The sequence below is a fragment of the Providencia sp. PROV033 genome, assembly GCF_028484855.1.
GTDB lineage: Bacteria > Pseudomonadota > Gammaproteobacteria > Enterobacterales > Enterobacteriaceae > Providencia > Providencia alcalifaciens.
Genome location: NZ_JAMPSW010000093.1, coordinates 1 through 14,713 on the forward strand (window position 1 = coordinate 1; position 14,713 = coordinate 14,713).

14 protein-coding genes are annotated in these 14,713 nt (G+C 39.1%); 4 read left to right on the forward strand and 10 right to left on the reverse strand.

Annotated features, from left to right (window positions below):
• Positions 1-220: 220 nt before the first annotated feature.
• The 6 genes from asmA to apbC all read right to left on the reverse strand — a co-directional run bounded on the left by asmA (position 221) and on the right by apbC (position 6,521).
• Positions 221-2,083 carry an outer membrane assembly protein AsmA gene (gene asmA, locus PSF16_RS13940; protein WP_036965412.1) on the reverse strand — a complete coding sequence of 621 codons (1,863 nt, stop codon included), beginning with the start codon at positions 2,081-2,083 and terminating at the stop codon, positions 221-223.
• Between the two features lie 116 nt (positions 2,084-2,199).
• On the reverse strand, positions 2,200-2,781 hold the full coding sequence (gene dcd / locus PSF16_RS13945) for a dCTP deaminase (RefSeq protein ID WP_006660134.1): 582 nt from the start codon (positions 2,779-2,781) through the stop codon (positions 2,200-2,202).
• Positions 2,782-2,847: 66 nt separating this feature from the next.
• The gene (udk, locus tag PSF16_RS13950) at positions 2,848-3,492 is read right to left on the reverse strand and encodes a uridine kinase (protein ID WP_006660135.1); all 645 of its coding nucleotides are present in this window, start codon (positions 3,490-3,492) and stop codon (positions 2,848-2,850) included.
• 151 nt (positions 3,493-3,643) lie between these two features.
• Complete coding sequence (gene htpX, locus PSF16_RS13955; RefSeq protein WP_112860070.1) at positions 3,644-4,600, reverse strand: zinc metalloprotease HtpX; 957 nt, start codon at positions 4,598-4,600, stop codon at positions 3,644-3,646.
• A 29-nt stretch (positions 4,601-4,629) separates the two neighbouring features.
• The gene (locus tag PSF16_RS13960) at positions 4,630-5,190 is read right to left on the reverse strand and encodes a LemA family protein (protein ID WP_006660137.1); all 561 of its coding nucleotides are present in this window, start codon (positions 5,188-5,190) and stop codon (positions 4,630-4,632) included.
• A 218-nt stretch (positions 5,191-5,408) separates the two neighbouring features.
• Positions 5,409-6,521, reverse strand: a complete 1,113-nt coding sequence (gene apbC, locus PSF16_RS13965) for an iron-sulfur cluster carrier protein ApbC (RefSeq protein ID WP_006662269.1) — start codon at positions 6,519-6,521, stop codon at positions 5,409-5,411.
• A 238-nt stretch (positions 6,522-6,759) separates the two neighbouring features.
• On the opposite strand from apbC, the gene metG reads away from it, so the two are divergent.
• From metG to cdd, 4 genes are all read left to right on the forward strand, one after another.
• Entirely contained in the window at positions 6,760-8,787 is a 2,028-nt protein-coding gene (gene metG, locus PSF16_RS13970; protein ID WP_036961996.1) for a methionine--tRNA ligase, read from the forward strand.
• 168 nt (positions 8,788-8,955) lie between these two features.
• The gene (locus PSF16_RS13975; RefSeq protein WP_006660140.1) at positions 8,956-9,423 is read left to right on the forward strand and encodes a CidA/LrgA family protein; all 468 of its coding nucleotides are present in this window, start codon (positions 8,956-8,958) and stop codon (positions 9,421-9,423) included.
• Positions 9,423-10,118 carry a CidB/LrgB family autolysis modulator gene (locus PSF16_RS13980; protein WP_006660141.1) on the forward strand — a complete coding sequence of 232 codons (696 nt, stop codon included), beginning with the start codon at positions 9,423-9,425 and terminating at the stop codon, positions 10,116-10,118. The genes PSF16_RS13975 and PSF16_RS13980 overlap by 1 nt, the downstream gene beginning before the upstream one ends.
• Before the next feature lie 179 nt (positions 10,119-10,297).
• Entirely contained in the window at positions 10,298-11,194 is an 897-nt protein-coding gene (gene cdd / locus PSF16_RS13985; protein WP_272689454.1) for a cytidine deaminase, read from the forward strand.
• 117 nt (positions 11,195-11,311) lie between these two features.
• Here cdd and PSF16_RS13990 read toward each other — a convergent pair whose 3' ends face one another.
• From PSF16_RS13990 to PSF16_RS14005, 4 genes are all read right to left on the reverse strand, one after another.
• The gene (locus PSF16_RS13990; protein ID WP_272689455.1) at positions 11,312-12,442 is read right to left on the reverse strand and encodes a hypothetical protein; all 1,131 of its coding nucleotides are present in this window, start codon (positions 12,440-12,442) and stop codon (positions 11,312-11,314) included.
• A 36-nt stretch (positions 12,443-12,478) separates the two neighbouring features.
• Complete coding sequence (locus tag PSF16_RS13995) at positions 12,479-13,441, reverse strand: hypothetical protein (RefSeq protein ID WP_272689456.1); 963 nt, start codon at positions 13,439-13,441, stop codon at positions 12,479-12,481.
• Positions 13,442-13,454: 13 nt separating this feature from the next.
• Positions 13,455-14,159, reverse strand: a complete 705-nt coding sequence (locus PSF16_RS14000) for a hypothetical protein (protein WP_272689457.1) — start codon at positions 14,157-14,159, stop codon at positions 13,455-13,457.
• Positions 14,160-14,186: 27 nt separating this feature from the next.
• Positions 14,187-14,713, reverse strand: a 527-nt coding sequence (locus PSF16_RS14005) for a hypothetical protein (RefSeq protein ID WP_272689458.1), incomplete at its 5' end; no start/stop codon positions are given.

Below are 14,713 nucleotides of genomic sequence, written 5' to 3' on the forward strand. Positions count from 1 at the left end.
AATAAAAATCTAGCTCTAACTCTCAAGAACTGGTAGCAGAACAAAAGAAAGGCAAAAATATCCGGTCAAAAGGATTTTTTAAAGAAATCGTGGCTAGAAAACAAAGAGAACATGATTTTACTGAAAATGAATCTAAGTAATTACTGAGATTAATGACTAAACCGCTTTTAGTTAGTATGGTTAAAAGCGGTTTATAAATAAATGCTGTAAATTACCGTCTCTACAACGCATTCAATAAATCATTCAATCCTTTATTTTCTTCTTTTTTCAAAAAGTTACCAATTGCTTCTTTAGCTTGAGTTCGTAGCTCATTACGCAGTAATTTTTCCACATCCAATTGATACTGTAAGTTATTCCAACCACCGTAAATACGCAGTGGAATATTCATACTACGCAACTGCTGAACTAAACGAGAGTCACCAGCCCATCCGCCGAGAATGTTTACGCCTAAATTAACATCGATGGTTTCTTTTGGTATATTCACGCGCCCCTGCCCTGTAATATTCAACAGTGAAGACGTTGCTTTAAGAGAGGAAATATTCATATTCCCTTTATTGAGATATCCCGACACCGTGAATAAATCCACTTCTGTGAAACTATTGGTATCTGTTGGCATATTGATTTTATTAGTAAAACGGGACACCGATTGTTGGATCAACTGTGGAATGTTTAAATCCGCCAATTTAGCGTTGCGTAGCTCAAAATTAACCGGTCCTTGCCACTGATTTTTAACCGCATAATCATCGTAGCCAATACCGGATAATGCGGCATTTAATGAGATAATCCCGCTCAGTTTTTCAGGCATACTAAATGCCTTTAATACCGGAGTAAGATTAATATTACTAAATACAGGTTTTGCCGAAACCTGCGCAGGAATAGCGCTGTAGTTAATGGTTACGGGCAGTGAGAATTGCCCACCGAACGCATTGCCCTCTAACTGAGAAATGGTTAAACGTGGTGTTTGGTTATCACCCTTAATTTTTACCCCGGTCATCGACATACCGCGGTAAATCAGTGTATCCATTGAGACATTAAATTGAGCAGTAAACCCGTTCAGCCCCGTTAAATCATACTTCTGCATGTTGGAACCAGAAATCACCGGTTTGACTCCTACACGCTCATTATTACTAACGGTATTTTCAGATGCGGCACTGGCTGTATTAGATTTACCTGCCGCAGGAGCTTGCCCAATTAATCTATCGAGATTCAAAGAAGGCGAGGATAAATTAACATTCACATCTGGAATATCAGTTAAATTTGCGCTTATTGTTCCTGTTAATTCACTTTCATTCGCTTGAATGAAGATGTTATCAAGGCTAATTGCACCTGAATTAGATTTTGTATACAGAAAATCTGAGATTATTTTGCCACTAATCCCATTTTCAGGTAAATCAACACCACTGAGTTGGTAATCAAACTGAGTAATTTTCCCACTCACTTGCTGAGATAATTTAGATAAATCGATATCTGATTTAATATCAAAATTAAATTCTTGCTGGTTTTTATTTAAATTACCGCTGAATTTCAGCGCAACTTGTTTATCGTCACTTTTCTTCAGTGACAAATTAATATTGCGTAAATTGTATTCGTCTTTCGGAGTTTGCCAAATAACTAAGCTGTTGGTGATATCAATCTTACTGATATCTAATAACCATTTGCTCTTATCGGATGTGTCTGCTGGTACTTGGCTGCCACCTGGAGCAACTGGGGTATTGACTGTGGCAACAGGCTCACTTTCTGGTGTTTTTCGGATCACCGCACCATCAATGACAATTTGCTCAACAGATAAGCGATGGGAGATTAATGGCCATAAATCAACATCTAAGCGCATATTATCTGCACTTAAAACAGGCTGACTGGCGTTAGGTGCAGTCACCGAGATAGGACCGGTAATAATGCTTAATGTTGGCCATACATGCCAACGCATATCACCTTTGAAATCAAGTTGGTAACCACTTTTCTTCTCAACTTGTTGAACGAGGTAGCTTCTAAAGTCATTCGGATTCACTAACATCACTAAGGCTGTTAGCCCAGCGACTACCACCACAAGTAAAATAATCAGCGTCGTTAAAAACCGTTTCATTCATCCCTCTCTTTTACTTTATTTGTTACGCCCTTCGCCTGTCATTCCTTGACGCTAGCGACCGCTTACCTCTTCAAACTCCATAGAAGAGGCGAGCTCACCTGTTATCGTATCAGCTAGTCTTCACTGATACGGCTGCCAACGGCACCTTGCTGGTTTTTATATTTTGCATCTTGTCGGCTATTATAAGGGCGATCGGCACTGCCTGATAATGGCTCAAAGCTCAGAGCACCAATTACCATGCCAGGGCGTAATGCCAAAGGTAATTTACCTGAATTATAAAACTCTAACACAATTTGTCCACGCCAACCGGGATCAATCCGGTGAGCCGTGACGTGGACCATTAGCCCAAGTCTCGCCAAAGAAGAGCGACCATCCAACCACCCCACTAAATTGTCGGGTAGCGTAACCGATTCTAGCGTAACAGCTAACGCCAACTCGCCAGGATGAAGGAAGAAAGGTTCGTCCTCTTTAAGAACAATTTCATCGCTCATTACACGGTCTAGCGCCGCGTTCACTTCATCTTTTGGTCCACTAAGGTCAATAAATGCCGCTGTATGTCCGCGAAAAACACGAAATTGGTTCCCAAGACGAACATCCGCAGTCGCTCCGTTGATCCTTTCAACGGGCGGACGTGGGCTAATAACAAGTCGACCTTCATCCATCCACTGAATTATATCGCGGTCACAAAGACGCATGATCACTTTCCCCCTTCATTATTTTATATATTCATGGCAGCTTATCGCTGGTGATATTCGAGGCGATTAGTCCTGACAGAATTCACCAATTTTCGCTTTCAAAATATCAATTGCCACACGATTTTTACCACCACGAGGTACGATAATATCGGCATATTGCTTCGATGGTTCAATAAATTGTAAGAACATTGGACGCACTGTTTTATTGTACTGTTCAATGACGGAATCTAATGTTCTTCCTCTTTCATTAACATCACGTTTAATACGACGCATTAAACAGATATCCAACGGAGTATCCACAAAAATAGAGAAATCCATCTCTTCGCGTAAACGCTTATCTGTTAATAATAGGATACCTTCAATAATAATAACCTTTTTCGGTTTAAAACTGACGGTTTGCTGCTTGCGAGTATGAGCGACATAGTCATACTGAGGAATTTCGACGGCTTGACCACTTTTCAGTGATTTGAGGTGTTCATAAAGTAAACTATGATCCATGGAGTTTGGATGGTCGTAATTCACCTTGAGTCGTTCTTCCATAGGAATATCTGTTTGATCTTTATAGTAACAGTCTTCTGGAATAACACCGATATTATGATCACCAACCTTTTCTCTTAATTCCCGATATAAGGTGCTTGCAATAAGGCTTTTGCCAGATGCAGAAGCGCCAGATATACCTACAATGGTACAGTGATGCGATGTGTCAGTCATAAAATGGTAACCTGGTTAAAAATTTTAGAAATGAAATGCATAACATCGAAGTGTTATGGTTGGCGGGAATTATAGGGTGTAATGGTGCGCTGTACCAGCCTATCTCGTCAAAGACTGATAAAAAACGCACCGATTATTTATTATCTTCGATTTAAAACTGCTTACGCCCTTCTAAGGCTGCAATTCGATTCTCAATGGAAGGATGGGTAGAAAAAACAGAGTCACCTTTATTAAAGATATATGCCGCCTGACGATACGCTTGTCCAGTACTTTCATCATCATAATCATGCTTTTGATGATCCCCCGAAATTTTCTTCAATGCGCTGATCATCGCTTGGTTATCTGACGTTAAATCCACGGCGGCAGCATCTGCCATATATTCTCGAGTACGCGATAAATAAAAATAGAGCACTTTCGTAATAATCGGTAATAGGATATTTAGCAACAATAAGATTGTCTGTGCCTTGTTTGCTGAATTATTGCGACTACGCCCTGCTGAACGAATAAATAATTGAGCAAAAACGTTCGTTACCGTCAAAATAACATTCGCTAAAATTCCCACATACAATGTTAATTTAGAATCGCCATGGATAATATGCCCTACTTCATGGGCCATTACGGCCTGAACTTCTTGACGATTTAGCGTTTGCAATAATCCTCGAGTCACCCCAACTAACGCATTACGCTGGTTCCACCCTGCGGCAAATGCATTGGGTTCATCTGTATCTAAAATATACAGACGCGGCACATAGCGTAATGTCGCACTTAAGCTGAGCTCTTCTAAAATATTGAATAGCTGTCTTTCTTCCGGGGTTGAAGCTCCTTCTTGGGTGATTTCCTTTGCATTCATTCCTGCAAGCATCAATTTATGCCCAAAGAAATGAATATAAAGTAAACCTAGAAATGTCAGCCCAAGAATAATAAACGTTGCCACAGGCAGTTGTTGTAATGTCGCAAATGCGATCAGATTAGCTGTGAAGTCCATTCGCTCATCTGGGTGTGTTGCCGTATCTGCCAGCAAACCAATGACTAGCATCAAAACAATGTAACTCATCACAACTAACCGAGTACGGATATTGTTTTTACGTATAACGTTTCTAAAATCCATAATTAAACCCTGCCAATGGCAACATCCATTTAATCGAAGTTAATACGACGAGATTCTTCCGTTTTGATATCAGCTTCGTCTAAACGCCAATACTCTTTGTTGATTTTTAGGCTAGGAATAATGCCAACAATTAATGCAGCAGGCATAGAGGCAATATAAGCATTATATGTTTCTAAAGAGCGGTTATAACCACGTTTTGCGAAAGAAAGTTTATTTTCAGAAGAGACGATCTCTTCTTGCAAGTTTGCCATAATTGCATCAGATTTCAGCTCTGGATACGCTTCAACCGCTACGTTAATAGCACCACTGCTCACCATTTTAGATAATGCATCCTCTGCTTCTCGAGCTTTATCCCCTGTCGCATTCTGAGCTTGGCTTCTGAGTTCAGTGATTTTGGTAAAGACTTCCGTTTCATGGCTTAAATATTTTTTGACTGTTGCCAATAAGCTATCAAACACCTTACCGCGGCGATCTAATTGCACAGAAATCTCTGTTTCACTAGAAACCACCGCTTCACGTAGTGCAACGATACGGTTATAAAAATAAATAACGATCAGCACCAGTACGACAATAAAAATTAAAAATTTCATAATCACCTTTTAGGCATTTGCCATCAGAATAAAGACTGAATGTTCAATCTCGCTAATTTTCAGGCTTGGAACTTTATTTATCGGTCATTCTACTCAGCCCGTAATAATAAAGGAACTGTTTGAGAAGAAATCAGAACAATCAAGGAATCAGATTTTATGGCAATAAAAAAGGCTACTTAGTCATTATTACTAAATAGCCCTTTATCAAGACAGCTTAATTACACAGCGCGGAAAGAGATTTCCGTCGGGATCTTATCCCCTTCCCAATACATCAATGCAGAGATGTTAGACGCAATTTCGCGATAGATATCAGCGAACTCGCCTTCAGGGTCGCGCATTACGGTTGGCTGACCACGGTCTAAGTCTTCACGTAATGAAATATGCAGCGGAACCTGACCTAGCAGTTTAGTGTTGTATTTCTCAGCCAATTTTTCTGCACCACCGGTACCGAAAATAGGCTCTACATGACCACAGTTACTACAAATATGTGCGCTCATATTTTCAACAACACCCAGCACTGGCACGTTCACTTTTTTGAACATGACAATCCCTTTCATCGCATCTACTAAGGCAATATCTTGCGGCGTGGTCACAACCACTGCACCTGTCACTGGAATATTTTGTGACAGAGTGAGTTGGATATCACCGGTTCCCGGTGGCATATCGATGACCAGATAATCCAGATCCGGCCATAAGGTATCTTGCAGCATCTGCATTAAGGCTTTACTCGCCATTGGACCACGCCATACCATCGCGTTGTCATCCGTCACTAAGTAACCAATAGAGTTAGTCGCTAAGCCATACGCCATAATTGGCGCCATGTGTTGTCCATCTGGAGACGTTGGGCGCTCCAGAGTCGTTCCTAACATGTTAGGAATTGAAGGTCCGTAGATATCCGCATCAAGGATACCCACTTTAGCCCCTTCTTGTGCCAACGCTAACGCTAAGTTCACAGAGGTACTGGATTTACCCACACCACCTTTGCCTGAACTGACCGCAAGAATATTACGCACCCCGTTAATGCCTGGTAAGTCATTAGCACGTTTGAGAGTGGTAATATCGTGGCGTAATTTCCATTCAACGGCATGGGCACCTGTCAATTGCTTTAACTCAGCTGTTTTTTCGCTGATCAGCGTTTGGAACGGGCCTTTCCAGACGAATGGCATAACGAGTTCGACATGCAACACATTGTCCAACAGCGCACAACGATGCAATGCTTTGATTGAAATCAGATTGCGCTTGAGAGTTGGGTGTGTAAATGAAGCCAAAACAGTGGAGACTTGTTCAGTCAGCAGTTCTGGTTTGTTCTGCTCGGGGGATTTATCGTTCATCCCGGCTCCTTTATTTTCTTTTTTGTAACTACACATTTTTGACTACGTTGCATGATAGCAGAGAACGAAAAAAATAGTGACCGCCTAGCGAATGAAAAACCACAAACAGTAAAAATTTGTTTCCACCTAGCATTTTTTCCCAATAATTGCCGATTAATATTTTATTGCCCTAGCGACATTTTTATTGATCGGTTAACATCAAAGACCCTTTATTAATAATGGAAGTAAGAAAGTTACTATGTCTCAAGTCGCGAATAAATTACTGGTAACCTGTGCGTTACCATATGCTAACGGTTCAATCCATCTCGGTCATATTCTGGAGCACATTCAGGCTGATATTTGGGTCCGTTATCAGCGAATGCGCGGCAAAGAGGTTCATTTCATCTGTGCTGATGACGCGCACGGAACACCGATCATGCTAAAAGCTCAGCAACTATGTATTACGCCTGAAGAAATGATCGCTGCAATGAACCAAGAGCATCAGGACGATTTTGCTGGTTTCCAGATTAGCTACGATAACTACCACTCAACCCATAGCGAAGAGAACAAAGAGTTATCAGAACTGATTTATGGCAAGTTAAAGAACAATGGTTTCATTAAGAATAAGACCATTTCACAACTTTACGACCCAGAAAAAGGCATGTTCCTGCCTGACCGTTTCGTAAAAGGTACTTGCCCGAAATGTAAAGCGGAAGATCAATACGGTGATAACTGCGAAGTCTGTAGCGCAACCTATAGCCCAACAGATCTGATTAACCCACGCTCAGTGGTTTCAGGTGCAACCCCAGTTATCCGTGAAACTGAACACTTTTTCTTTGACCTCCCTGCATTTAGCGACATGCTGCAAGCATGGACTCGCTCTGGCGCACTGCAAGAACAAGTCGCGAATAAAATGCAAGAGTGGTTTGAATCTGGTTTACAACAGTGGGATATCACCCGTGACTCCCCGTATTTTGGTTTCGAAATTCCCGATGCACCGGGTAAATATTTCTACGTTTGGCTGGATGCGCCAATCGGCTACATGGGCTCGTTTAAAAACCTGTGTGACAAACGCAGCGATTTAAACTTTGATGAGTTTTGGAATAAAGATTCAAAAACCGATCTTTACCATTTCATCGGAAAAGATATCGTTTATTTCCATAGCCTGTTCTGGCCAGCAATGTTAGAAGGCAGTAACTTCCGTAAACCAACTAACTTGTTTGTTCACGGTTATGTCACCGTTAATGGTGCAAAAATGTCTAAGTCTCGCGGTACATTTATTACCGCTCGCTCTTACTTAGACCATTTCGATGCTGACTGCCTACGTTATTACTATGCAGCAAAACTCTCTTCACGCATCGACGATATCGACTTGAATTTGGAAGATTTCGTACAGCGTGTGAACAGCGATATCGTTAACAAAGTGGTGAACTTAGCCTCGCGTAACGCGGGCTTTATTGCTAAACGTTTTGCTGGCAAATTATCTGCAAACCTTGCAGAACCCGAGCTATATCAACAATTTGTCGATGCTGCAAAAGTCATCGGTGACGATTTCACCAACCGCGAATACGGTAAAGCAGTCCGTGAAATCATGGCATTAGCTGATATTGCTAACCGCTATGTGGATGAAAAAGCACCTTGGGTCGTCGCGAAGCAAGAAGGCAAAGACCAAGAGCTGCAAGATATTTGCTCAATGGGAATTAACCTGTTCCGCGTATTAATGACTTACTTGAAACCAATTCTGCCAAGCTTAACCAAGCGTGTGGAAGAGTTCCTGAAAGTTGAATTAACGTGGGATGCCATCAACACACCACTACTGAACCACGATGTAGCGCCATTTAAAGCGTTATTTAACCGTATTGAATTAGCAAAAGCAGAAGCGATGGTAGAAGCGTCCAAGCAAAGTGCTCAGCCAGCTAAACAGCTGACCGGTCCTCTGGCGGATGATCCTATTCAAGAGACCATCACATTCGATGATTTCGCTAAAATTGATTTACGTATTGCGTTAATCAAGCAAGCAGAATTCGTTGAAGGTTCAGATAAATTGCTAAAATTACAGTTAGATATCGGTGGAGAGACTCGCCAAGTGTTCTCTGGTATCCGCAGTGCTTATCCTGATCCAAAAGTCTTGGAAGGTCGTTTAACGGTGATGGTGGCTAACCTTGCACCACGTAAAATGCGCTTTGGTATCTCCGAAGGTATGGTGATGGCGGCAGGTCCTGGTGGTAAAGATATTTACTTACTGAGCCCAGATAATGGTGCGCAACCAGGTATGCAAGTTAAATAAGTCATGGATTGTCGTTCGAGAAATTGAACGACAAACTTAGACCATATCAATATAAAACGGAGCCACTTCAGTGAGCTCCGTTTTTTTATGGGTTTTTATTTGTGATCTCTGGCACAATTTTAAAGTTAATTGTATGATGAATGCCTGTCGAGTAATAGGACAAGTCCCATGTCATTAAAACAAGTATTGAACACCGGATGGCAATATTTGCGAGCCTTCGCAATACTTTACCTCTGCCTGATTATCGGAAATGTGATTTCCACGCTGCTTCCTTTTTCCATTCCCGGCAGTATTGTCGGAATGTTGCTGCTGTTTGTACTACTGGCTTTGCAAATTGTACCCGCTCATTGGGCTCAACCCGGCTGTAGCATCTTGCTGAAAAACATGACTATTTTATTCGTTCCCATTGGAGTGGGAATTATGAATTATTATGATTTACTCAGCCAACAAATGATCCCCATTGTGGTTTCCTGCGTTGCCAGCACCTTGATTGTCATGATCGTTGTCGCGGTTAGCTCCAACTATGTCCATAAAGAACGCCCTATCGTAGGTGTTAAACCTGATGAAGTCCCACTTCCCCCTGAAGAGCCGATTTCTTCAACAATGAATAGCGATAAAACAAAGGGGAAAGAGTGATGTTAGAACATATTTGGTGGTCACTACCATTAACTATCGTTGTTTTCTACTTGGCAAGAGCGCTGTCTATCAAGTGCAAATTGCCCATTCTGAATCCATTATTGCTAACAATCGCCATTATTATTCCGCTGCTGGTTTTGACCAATACCTCTTATGAGCATTATTTTGCGGGAAGCCGATTGTTGAATGATTTATTACAACCCGCTGTTGTTGCTCTTGCTTTTCCACTCTACGAACAAATGCATCAAATCCGTGCACAATGGAAATCCCTGTTTAGTATCTGCTTTGCGGGAAGTATCGTTGCTATGTTTAGTGGAGCCGCGATTGCACTGTGGCTTGGCGCAACACCCGATATCGCAGGATCTGTATTACCTAAATCGGTCACAACACCGATAGCCATGGCAGTTGCCGATTCAGTTGGAGGAATTCCAGCAATCAGCGCCGCTTGCGTACTTTTTGTGGGTATTTTAGGTGCAATGTTTGGCCATAGCCTATTTGATGTTTTGCGTATTCGCACCCACGCATCACGAGGCTTAGCGATGGGCACCGCTTCTCACGCCTTGGGAACTGCGCGTTGTGCGGAAATTAACTACATTGAAGGGGCATACAGTTCATTAGCGTTAATGACCTGCGGGGTGATTACCTCTCTGCTCGCACCGTTTATCTTCCCTGTTATTCTTCACTTATTTAGCTAAACTGAATCAATAAGAGAGGTTACTTACCTCTCTTATGCAAATTTTAATGCAAAAACTTGAGATACATCTCTCATTTAATGAATTTGTTTCATCCATTACAATTACAGAGTGATCACGGTCACATTCAATCCCCCTATGAATTGAATAGAATGAAAACAATTAAATAGGGAGGGTTACTCATGCATTCAAGATTTAAGGCCGCTTGGGCCGAACTTCCAGAAAAGTTACAGTCTGTCCTAAAACCGATTATGGACAAACCCGATTTCTCAGCCATGTTAACCGCTGAGCAAGTAAAGCAAATTAAAGCTGAGAGTGGATGCACGGACAGTGAACTCGCTTTTTCATTATTACCTTTCGCTGCGGCTTACGCTGTCACACCTATTTCTCGCTTTAATGTAGGCGCAATCGCTTGCGGGAGCAGTGGTAATCTCTATTTCGGCGCAAATATGGAATTTAACCATGTTTCTATTGGGCAAACGATTCATGCCGAACAATGTGCCATTACTCATGCATGGTTAAAAGGCGAAAAGCAATTAACCTCCATTACCGTGAACTACACGCCTTGCGGTCACTGCCGACAATTTATGAATGAACTGCGTGAAGGCGGTAAGATTATGGTGCATTTACCAAAACGCCAAGCTGCGACGCTTCATGATTATTTGCCAGATTCTTTTGGTCCATCAGACCTGAATATCACTACATTGCTACTCGATAATGTGGATCATGGGTATAAAAACCAAAGTCGCGATAGATTACTCTCCGCAGCGACTGAAGCCGCTAATCAATCCCATGCACCGTACAGTGAATCTCATTCCGGTATTGCTGTGCAGTTAAAAGATGGCTCTCTATTTACAGGTCGTTACGCCGAAAATGCTGCGTTTAACCCGAGCTTACCGCCATTACAAGCAGCGCTAATTATGGTGAATTTAGCGGGTAAAGATATTCATGCTATTGAGCAAGCGGTGTTGGTGGAAAAACAAGATGCAACGGTGCAGCAGTGGTGCACTACGGAAAATACCTTGCACGCGTTGGGTTGCCAAAAAGTGGAACGCATTTATTTGGATGAGTCCATTTAAACGTTATTTTATTTAAGCCAGATTCAAAATTTTAAGATTACAACGGCGGTTATTGTGAGTTTATCAACTTCAATAACCGCCGTTTTTTATTGAAACGTTATTGAGTGTTAATAATAATTAAAATGAAAATCTGGATGACGAGCTACTATAGCCACCACTGTAGTTAAATTCAGGTATGCTCGGTGCTTGTGGGATTCTAAAATCTCTATCAAAAGAGCTTGTTGAGTGGTTTATGGAAGACATATGGTCACTAAGGTGCCCAATCATATTTTCAAAGTGATGACTATGTTGAATTCTATCTTCAGGAAAATCTTTAAATCCATCAGTCCCAGGTAAGACAACACTTGGTCGTTCTAGATAATGATTTATTGGCGCTTGCGCATTATCAGGTTTTATTATATCAAGCAGGTTTGTTGTCATCGGTGCTAATTCTCTATCAGGTTCAACTTTTGGATAGATATTTTCCATTATCGATTTATCGACCATATTATGGGGGTAGTTAGTTGATGGAGGGGATATATCTTCCCTATTTATAGGCTGAATTTTAGTTGTTAATGCTGGATTAGATACCCCATAAATATCTAAATCACTTTGAGGTATAACTGCTTTCAATTCATTATATTTAACCGCTATATATTCCTTGAGTGTAGTTCCTCTTTCCGAAAGGTATTCACCAAAGACAGATCCCGTTTCTATCATATTATCTACTGTCGATATAGTATTAGCCCATTCTACAAACATATTAAACTTTTCTTTAGAAGGATTATTTTTAATGCTTATTATCATTTTATCCATTAAGTAAAGACCATACTCAACCTCACTTTGATTACTCCCTGAATTTAATAACATTTCAGAGTATATTTCATCATATTCCTTTAGGGGGATAATTTTTAATGGGATTGATAATGTCCATGCCTCTTTAGGTAGTTTTTCACTCATGAGTGCTTTATCATGTATATCTTCAATATCACGAATAGTAAATTTTTTACGCAAAACTGTCGTTTTTTCATCCCTAAACTTATTAAGTAATTTTTTCCCTGTTTCTAATGCCACACTAAGTTGTATTCTTTTTAAATCATTATGATCTAAAATAATATTATGCTGCTTTGCTTTTTCAATTAAGTAATTTGTTGCCATTTTCCCTGAATAAGAGTCACCTCTAATAAGGCCATTAGGGATTTCTCCATATCGCTCACCATTGGCTTCAAGATAGTTATATAAAACCTGCGGATTCTCTGTTATTTTCATTTCTTCAATAACGTCTTTAGCTTCTTGTAAGTTTAATTAAAATTTAATTTTTTCATTATTATCAAACAATACAGATCGTTTCTTTCTACGATTATGTCTATTTGTATGAACTTCATTTATTAAAAATTTTAATTTTTCTTCTTTCGTTTCCCAAAATAATATATTTTCATTTATCCTACTCCCCATTGATAAGAGAGCATCCTCAGTCAGAATTTCATCAGCATCAACTTCATTAAATACCCAAGGAACGACATCACCTAATACCCTTTCATTTGTTTTTATACTGCCCATGACATCTTTCATTAGTATGGATAATTCTGATTCAGAATTTCTTATCTTATCAAGTTCATCGAATTGTGAATCACTTAATGTTCTATACATTGAAATATAGAACTTCCTAGTCAGCCATGACTTTAGCATCTCTTTGTTAGTATCATCACTTACCATATATTTTTTAATCATCATCTCAAATGTTTTATAATGATGATTAACTTGTTCTTTGAACTCAGTACTAGAGTTTAGTCTATGAGTCCAGAATCCCTTTCTTTCATTTGGTGAAAGCGATTCAAACACTGCATATAAATACCAATCCTCAATATTAAATCGACTTTCAGAGCAAGATTTAATATTAATTAAAATTAGTTCCTCATAATTTACATCCAATATTTCAATAATTTCACCATCAGATTTAATAAGTTTACTTTCAAGTAAATTTAAATATTCATTCGCTAGTTTAAAATCTATTTCTTTAAAATCCTTGTTTCTGGCGTCTTCATCATTCCATGATGAGTCTTCACTAGGAAAATACAGGGAATCCATACCCCAAAAAACCGACTCACTTCCATCTACTCCTGCAAATAAAGCATATCTATCACCTTTATTCGCTAGATACTGATACATTTTTTTCGGACTTTTATCTTCTCTTAATAGTTTTTTAATCGTAATGAGATCATTTTTTGTAAACACCCTACTAGCACTGTATCTTGTATTATTTGACATTTAAAATCCTTTTCTATTTAAGATGAATTATTACAAATCCTTTTGACTTCAATAAAATTTTCCTCCACTGATGCATTTGATTCCACTTTATATTTACTTGAATAGAAGCATCAATTTCCGGAATGCGTGCATTAATATCACAAAAGTAATATTCGTTTTTTATTTGAACCCAATCACAACGAATAATACTCATTACTTCATTTTTATTTTCAGACCAATAAATCCTCCTTTTCATTATATAAGATTCAACTTCATTCTTTATTAAAATATTTTCTTCCTGCTCAACGAAATATAAATCAAGTTCATCATCATAATAAACATCACTTCTTTTACTAAAAAAACCCTCATTAATTGAATTATCTTTAAACATGTTCATTGACGCTGTACTATTCGTCATTGGTATCACCGATATGCGTATCTCCTCTTCATTTAGATCTGGCTTCATTCTATCGACAGGATGCATTTCCGGCCATGTCACCCGTAAAGGTAATATTGTAAAATTAGCATCACACCCTTCTTTATTTTTTACTGCTCTACGATCAAAATAACTATACCCCTCATATTCAGCGATAAAATAAACATAATTTCTAGGTACCTCAACAATATTCCCATTAAACCGCCCACACACAAAACCGGGACGATTATCTGCCATTGATAGAGTTGAAATTAACAAGATAAATATAGAAAAAATGAATTTCACTTTCATATTCATATTCATATTCAAACCCCAATTTATATTGGATATCTATTTTTTATAATAAAAACCTTCATCTACCTTTTTTAGAGTTTTTTCTATTTCAATAACTAAGGGGATTTTTCTCATTCTATTTAACCATCGTTGGCTTTTTTCACGATTTTTCGCATTTTCACTTTTTGCTTCTGATTTCATTTTCAACCATAGGTTAATAAACACTTTTGCTTCTTGCTTTCCTTGGTTTCCAGACATTAAATCTAAAACTTCATTCCAAAGTTTATTTCTATCAACCTCATTTAAAACATCATAGATATCAGCAAAAAACCAAGCATCATAGGGTATTCCTGATGCTTTATGCCCATTTTCATGAATAACAACAGCTTCATGGAATTTAATACCTTCCGTTCTAGTATTATTATTTCCGTTTAATTCAAACCAATTTTTCAAGAAATTTGCATATGCTAAAGACAATTCATAATTATATTTTTCTCGAGTTTCTTTTGATAATGGATTTTTATATTCATCCATAGTCACTCTCATATATTCATGAACAATTAATTTAAATATGCTTTGATTAT

Bases quoted from the DNA above. Each gene is read 5' to 3' on its own strand.
- asmA (WP_036965412.1), bottom strand. From the start codon at position 2,083: ATGAAACGGTTTTTAACGACGCTGATTATTTTACTTGTGGTGGTAGTC.
- dcd (WP_006660134.1), bottom strand. From the start codon at position 2,781: ATGCGTCTTTGTGACCGCGATATAATTCAGTGGATGGATGAAGGTCGA.
- udk (WP_006660135.1), bottom strand. From the start codon at position 3,492: ATGACTGACACATCGCATCACTGTACCATTGTAGGTATATCTGGCGCT.
- htpX (WP_112860070.1), bottom strand. From the start codon at position 4,600: ATGGATTTTAGAAACGTTATACGTAAAAACAATATCCGTACTCGGTTA.
- PSF16_RS13960 (WP_006660137.1), bottom strand. From the start codon at position 5,190: ATGAAATTTTTAATTTTTATTGTCGTACTGGTGCTGATCGTTATTTAT.
- apbC (WP_006662269.1), bottom strand. From the start codon at position 6,521: ATGAACGATAAATCCCCCGAGCAGAACAAACCAGAACTGCTGACTGAA.
- metG (WP_036961996.1), top strand. From the start codon at position 6,760: ATGTCTCAAGTCGCGAATAAATTACTGGTAACCTGTGCGTTACCATAT.
- PSF16_RS13975 (WP_006660140.1), top strand. From the start codon at position 8,956: ATGTCATTAAAACAAGTATTGAACACCGGATGGCAATATTTGCGAGCC.
- PSF16_RS13980 (WP_006660141.1), top strand. From the start codon at position 9,423: ATGTTAGAACATATTTGGTGGTCACTACCATTAACTATCGTTGTTTTC.
- cdd (WP_272689454.1), top strand. From the start codon at position 10,298: ATGCATTCAAGATTTAAGGCCGCTTGGGCCGAACTTCCAGAAAAGTTA.
- PSF16_RS13990 (WP_272689455.1), bottom strand. From the start codon at position 12,442: ATGAAAATAACAGAGAATCCGCAGGTTTTATATAACTATCTTGAAGCC.
- PSF16_RS13995 (WP_272689456.1), bottom strand. From the start codon at position 13,441: ATGTCAAATAATACAAGATACAGTGCTAGTAGGGTGTTTACAAAAAAT.
- PSF16_RS14000 (WP_272689457.1), bottom strand. From the start codon at position 14,159: ATGAATATGAATATGAAAGTGAAATTCATTTTTTCTATATTTATCTTG.